7 protein-coding genes are annotated in these 6,104 nt (G+C 66.9%); 3 read left to right on the top strand and 4 right to left on the bottom strand.

The features are described 5' to 3' along the window. The 4 genes from Q0602_RS15145 to Q0602_RS15130 all read right to left on the bottom strand — a co-directional run. On the bottom strand, positions 1-1,148 hold a 1,148-nt coding region (locus tag Q0602_RS15145; RefSeq protein WP_298845053.1), incomplete at its 3' end, for a nickel/cobalt transporter. Then, positions 1,136-1,822, bottom strand: a complete 687-nt coding sequence (locus Q0602_RS15140; RefSeq protein ID WP_298845050.1) for a DUF1007 family protein — start codon at positions 1,820-1,822, stop codon at positions 1,136-1,138. The genes Q0602_RS15140 and Q0602_RS15145, both read right to left, overlap by 13 nt. Beyond that, on the bottom strand, positions 1,819-2,256 hold the full coding sequence (locus Q0602_RS15135; protein ID WP_298845048.1) for a hypothetical protein: 438 nt from the start codon (positions 2,254-2,256) through the stop codon (positions 1,819-1,821). The genes Q0602_RS15140 and Q0602_RS15135 overlap by 4 nt, the downstream gene beginning before the upstream one ends. Continuing rightward, positions 2,253-2,840, bottom strand: a complete 588-nt coding sequence (locus Q0602_RS15130) for a hypothetical protein (protein WP_298845045.1) — start codon at positions 2,838-2,840, stop codon at positions 2,253-2,255. Before Q0602_RS15130 ends, Q0602_RS15135 begins: the two co-directional genes overlap by 4 nt. Before the next feature lie 204 nt (positions 2,841-3,044). On the opposite strand from Q0602_RS15130, the gene Q0602_RS15125 reads away from it, so the two are divergent. The 3 genes from Q0602_RS15125 to Q0602_RS15115 all read left to right on the top strand — a co-directional run. Further along, positions 3,045-4,184, top strand: coding sequence for a glycerate kinase (locus Q0602_RS15125; RefSeq protein ID WP_295039103.1), 1,140 nt, complete (start codon positions 3,045-3,047; stop codon positions 4,182-4,184). Positions 4,185-4,364: 180 nt separating this feature from the next. Continuing rightward, a complete protein-coding gene (locus tag Q0602_RS15120) occupies positions 4,365-4,844 on the top strand; it encodes a Dps family protein (RefSeq protein WP_110598074.1) in 480 nt (159 codons plus the stop codon). A 196-nt stretch (positions 4,845-5,040) separates the two neighbouring features. Then, on the top strand, positions 5,041-6,104 hold a 1,064-nt coding region (locus tag Q0602_RS15115; protein WP_298845035.1), incomplete at its 3' end, for a PAS domain-containing methyl-accepting chemotaxis protein.

Genomic DNA, 6,104 nt, shown 5'->3' with positions numbered 1-6,104 from the left:
GTCCGGGGGCGGTGGATGCCCTGCTGGAGGCCGCCCGGATGTGGCCCGATGCGGGCCTTCTGGCCCCGCGCCTCGTCGAATCCGATGGGCGCTTCTTCTTCCAGGCACGCTCGCTGCTGGCGCCCTATCTCGCCAATCCCGGCGGCCGGCCCGCGCTGCCACTGGGCCAGCGTCAGCGACAGGCCCAGCACCAGTATCAGCGCCCCGCCTGCCAGGCCGACCCACGACTGCCACTGGCCGCCGCCCCTGGCGGGCTTGAGGTGGCGCTTGACCCAGTCGCGCGCCAGCACGCTGAGCAGGGCCAGCGAGGAGACGGTCAGCGCCGTTCCCAGCGACATCGCCAGGACCGCGACCACGCCCTTGCCGAACTGATCCAGCAGTGAGGCCGCGCCCAGCAGCAGCACCGCACCGCTGCAGGGGCGGATGCCGATCGACAGTACCGTCAGCAGCGCCACGCGCCAGTCCCCCGCCTGTCGGGGATCGATATGGTGATCGTGACCGCAACCGCAGTGGGCGTCGCGGGTATGTCGCTGCGATGGCACCATCGGACCCAGCGACGAATGAGGCGACACCGGGCTGGTCGTGACGGGCGTGAAAGCCGGGGGCACGGTGGTCGCGGCAGCGTTGCTGGCGGTATGGCGCGATCGCCACAGGCGCCGCAGCGACCGGATACAGAGCCACAGCCCGACCAGGGTAACGATCGCGAAGCTCGCCAGCTCCGCCTGATCGATGCTGCCCATCGCCTGCCGGGTCAACCATCCCAGACCGAACACCAGGACACCGATGATGGCGATCGCCATCACGCCCTGCAGCAGCGCCGCCAGCACGGAGAGGCCCAGCGCGCGACGCCAGGCGCCCCCCTGCGAGGCCAGGTAGGTACTCAGCACCACCTTGCCGTGGCCCGGCCCCGCGGCATGGAAGACGCCGTAGCCGAAGCTCACCCCGAGCAGCACGCCCCAGGTCGTCACGTCGGGGGTACGCTTCAGCGCACTGACGGCCTCGACCAGGGCGTGATAGAACTCGCCCTGCCAGAAGACGATCTGCACCGCGACCTGCTGCCACCACCCCAATGCATAACCGACCCCACCCAGGCCGATCAGCAGCGCCAGCGGCACCAGGAATCTCAGCGTCGTTCTCAGCCCGGGCACGCGATCTCTCCTGTCTCGGCAAAGAAGCGCCCGAGGTTGGGCTCGCCGCTCTCGCCCTTGTCCAGCATGGCCGCCTCCATCACCTTCTGCGGGTCCGGGGTCGCCTTGACGATCCGGGTGGTGCAGCCTGCCGACGGGTGGTCGAGCTTCAGGGCATCGGGCAGCGGCTGGGAGCCGTCCTCGTTGGCCTCGTGCACCATCTCGATGTAGTAGGTGGGATCGAAGATCCGATAGCTCAGGGTATGGCCGGCCAGCCGTTGCGGTGTCGCCAGCGGCAGCACGAACTCGTACACCAGCCGGTCGTCGCGATAGTCGGTGTTGGTGTCGGTGACCTCCCCCTGAGCGACGGGCTGGCCGTCGAGCGTGATGTTGGTCAGGTTGTGCTGGGTGGCGAGATTGTTGCGGATCTCCACGCCCAGCGCGTCGAGGCGCTGGGCCATGCTGGTACCATCCTTGACGGTCGCCATCTCCTCCATCACCACCTGGCTGTAGAACGGATCCATGCGCCAGCGCTGGCGAAGCGCGGTCAGCCTGCCCTGCTCATCGAAGACCCCCTCGACGCTCATGTCCACCCAGCCGTGGGGATGAGCCAACGCCGCCGGAGGCGCCCCCAGCAGCAAGCCCATCGCCAACCCCAGCCACGCACAGTGTCTCCACACAAACAGTCTTCTCAAGGCAGCAATCCCAGCCGGTTCTGGACGTCGATGAACAAGGGGTCGAGCGCCAGCGCGTCCAGGGGCTGGCCGCCGCGTCGACCGCTCAATGTGAGGTAGGTATCGCCATTCTGCATCACGAGCCCCGGGGGACGTTCGCCGCCGCTGGTGACCTGGGCGTGAATTTCGTGGCCCGAGCGAGAGGCCAGCACGGCATCGATCTGGCCCAGGTCGCCGTCGCCATGGCGAATCACGAACCCGCGCTCGGCCAGCATCGCGAGTGTCGCCTTGAGCGTCTCTTCCGTCGTGGCCTGGACGGCGATACTCCGCGGCTGTGGCTGCGGCGACACCGCACAGGCCGTCAGCAGCAGCAGCCCGGCCAGCAGGCCCAGCCAGGCGACCCTGCTCGTCCCGGATCGCCATGTCACGGCTGGTGTCGTCTCGCGATATCTCATGGCGTCACTCCGGAGGCGGGCTGGTTCAGACGAGATTCGATATCCTGACGCAACTGCTGGCAGAACGAAGGCTGGTTGTAGCTGCGAGCGTCGATCAGGTAACCGTTGTAATCGACCACCACCGAATCGCGGTCGACCAGCGTCGTCGCGTCCGGCGTCACCACCGAGACACGCTCGATCTGCACCGGATCGGTGTTGTAGCCACCGCCGAAGTTCTGGAACACCCCCAGCGAATATCCGCTCCTGCCACCCAGGCCGAACCCGCCCCAGAAGCCGCTACGTCCGAACGGGCTGTTCACGGCGCCCAGGCCGGGCTGTGCGGTCTTGCGTTCGGCACTCACCAGCCCCAGCGAGGCGTCGGTATCCAGGATGGCGTAGCCCTGGCTCTCCAGGGCGTCCCGCGTGGCCCGCAGACGCGCCAGCGAATCGCCGCTGCCTGCCGGCCAGCGACAGTCGGCGGGCAAGGCGTTGCCGCCCATCGCCGAGGTGGGTTCCGGCGCCGACATGGCCTGGCAACCGCTCAATACGCCGAGTCCGACGCACATTGCGGCCCAGCGGCCTATCCGATATCGCAGATCGTTCATCACGGCATCCTCGCAGGAGATTGCGAACAGTGTTCAGCATGCCAGTTTCGAGCTCGCCGTTCCATGCTGCTTCCGGCGCGGCCGACCTCCCGCTCCGTCGCACTGCCCTGGGCCACGAAGCGCCGCCCGTCGCTGCCGACGTGCAACGACGTTATGCTGGGCAGAGCCACGATCCGACCCGATTCACTCCCAGCCGAGGATGCCATGAACATCGTCATCGCCCCCGATAGCTTCAAGGATGCACTTTCCGCCCGCGATGCCGCCGCCGCCATCGCCGCCGGCATCGAGCGGGAACTGCCCGACGCCACCCTGCACCAGTGTCCGATGGGCGATGGCGGCGAAGGCACGCTGGATGCCCTGCTGGCGGCGACGAACGCGGAGCGAAGGACGGCAAGCGTGCGGGACGCGCTGGGGCGCGAGACCACGGCGACCTGGGGCTGGCACGAGGCTTCGCGCACCGCATTCGTCGAGCTGGCGGAGGCCAGTGGCCTGCAGCAGCTCAAGCGTGACGAGCGTACTGCGCTCCACAGCTCGACCTTCGGGGTCGGGGAGCTGATCGTGGCAGCGCTGGACGCCGGAGCGGAGTCGCTGGTACTGACCCTGGGCGGCAGTGCCACCAACGACGCCGGCGCCGGCATGCTGGTTGCCCTCGGCGGGAGACTGCTCGATGGTGAAGGCAATTCCCTGCCTCCCGGCGGTGCCGCGCTGGCCGAACTGGCGACACTCGATCTCGATGGCCTCGATCCGCGGCTGGCCTCGTTGGCGGTTCAGACTGCCGTCGATGTCGACAACCCGCTGCTCGGGCCCCGCGGCGCCAGTGCCGTGTTCGGCCCGCAAAAGGGGGCGACGGAGGCCGATGTCGACCGGCTGGACCGGGCGCTGTCGCATTTCGCCGATCATGCCGCCAGGATTCTGGGCGAGGACTTCCGGGAACTGCCGGGGGCTGGCGCCGCCGGCGGGATGGGCTTCGCGGCACGCGCCTTTCTCGGCGCCGAGCTGCGCCCGGGCATCGAGCTGGTGATGGATCAGGTCGCGTTCGACACCCTGCTGACGGGCGCCGACTGGGTGATTACCGGTGAGGGACAGCTCGATGGACAGAGCCTGTCGGGCAAGACGCCGATCGGGATCGCCCGTCGTGCCGAACGCTTCGGCGTTCCCGTCGTCGTGCTGGCCGGACGGCTGGGCGACCAGTGGCAAGCCGCGTTCGAGCACGGCGTCACCGCGGCGTTCGCGCTGGCCGACGGCCCGATCACGCTGGACGAGGCGCTGGCGCGCTGCGGCGAACTGCTGGGCGATCGCGCGCGGACACTGGCAAGGCTGTGGCAGGCCGGCCCCAGGGGATGACGCGCCGGCGGCCGCTCTCCCACCAGGCTTGCATTGTCGTCATGTGACCCTGATATACCTTGGTACGGAACGCACTTAACGTCCTGATAGGACGACGCTATCCACGCCATATCGAGACTTGGATGGGGCTCCGCGGAGCGCCCGGTTACACTGTCACCATCACCTTTCAGGAGAGACACCATGTCCGACATCGATACCAATGCCATCGGTCTGCATACCTCCAGTGCCGAGCAGCTCGCGGAGAAGCTCAACACACTGCTTGCCAACTACCAGGTGTTCTACATGAACACCCGAGGCTACCACTGGAACGTCAAGGGCGAGCAGTTCTTCGAGCTCCACGCCAAGTTTGAGGAGATCTACACCGATCTGCTGACCAAGGTCGACGAAGTGGCCGAGCGCATCCTGACCCTGGGCTACCAGCCGCTGCACGCCTATAGCGACTATGCCAAGGTGTCGCAGATTCAGGAGGACAAGCAGGTCGCCGACGGCAAGCAGTGCGTGCAGGGTCTGGTGAAGGGTTTTCAGGTCCTGATCGAGCTCCAGCGCGAGCTGCTCTCCCAGGCCAGCGATGCCGACGACGAAGGCACCGCCTCCCTGGCCAGCGACTATATTCGCGAGCAGGAGAAGACCGTGTGGATGCTCAACGCCTATCTCGGCTGAACCTACGATCTCGCCTCCGCTGCCGACGTCGATGCCGCCCTCCGGGGCGGCATCGTCTTTTGAGGCACGGTCTATCCCACCGATAGTCGAGTTTAATTAAACTTCGACCCCACCCAGCCGATGTTGTGCGGTACCCACCATGGGCCATGCGATTCAGAAGGCTCGTGGCTTACTTCCCGCCCTGCGGAGGCCCAACATGCCCCTCGATACCCCCACCGACAGCTCCGACGCCCTCACCGCCCCGCCGTTGGAGGCGCTATGGCAGGCAGTCAACCGCTCCCAGGCGGTGATCGAGTTCGATCTCGACGGCCATGTGCTCGATGCCAATGCGCGTTTCCTCGAGGCCATGGGCTATCGCCGCGACGAGGTGGTCGGCCAGCACCACCGCCTGTTCTGTGACGAGAGCTACGCCCAGAGCCGTGCCTATCAGGCGTTCTGGACGCGCCTGGGGCGCGGCGAGTTCGTCAGCGGCGAGTTCAGGCGCGTCACCCGCCAGGGCGAGGACATCTGGCTGCAGGCGACCTACAATCCGGTGCTCGATGCCGGAGGCAAACCGCACAAGGTGATCAAGCTGGCCTCGGACATCACCCTGCAGAAGCGTGCAGTCGCCGAGTACGAAGGCAAGGTCAAGGCGATGGATCGCGCCCAGGCGGTGATCGAGTTCGACCTCAAGGGCAATATCCTTGCCGCCAACCAGAACTTCCTCGATACCCTGGGCTACCACGCCGACGAGATCGTGGGTCAGCATCACCGCATGTTCTGCGAGCCCGACCATATAGTCAGCCGCGAGTACCGCGACTTCTGGCTGGCGCTGAGCCGCGGCGAGCTGTTCGACGGCCGCTTCATGCGTCTGGGCAAGCATGGCCGCCGGGTCTGGATCCAGGCCACCTACAACCCGATCTTCGACGCCGACGGCAAACCCTACAAGGTGATCAAGTTCGCCACCGACATCACCGCCGAGGTCGAGCTGGAGGAGCATATCCAGGCCCAGACCGAAGCCATGAGCCAGTCGATCCATGCGCTCAACGCCTCCATCGCCTCGATCGCCGAGAACACCCAACTGACCCGTTCGCTGGCCCGCGAGACCCAGCAGGAGGCCAACCGAGGCACCCAGTCGCTGAACGATTCGCGCGAGGCGATGGCGGCGATCCAGAAGTCTTCCGAGGATATCGACGCCATCGTCAAGGTGATCGGTGAGATCGCCTCCCAGACCAACCTGCTGGCGTTGAACGCCTCCGTCGAAGCCGCTCGGGCCGGCGA

This window comes from uncultured Salinicola sp. (assembly GCF_937921195.1).
Classification (GTDB): Bacteria; Pseudomonadota; Gammaproteobacteria; order Pseudomonadales; family Halomonadaceae; genus Salinicola.
The sequence above is the reverse complement of the archived record's forward strand: the minus strand, read 5'-3'. Positions and strand labels throughout refer to the sequence as shown.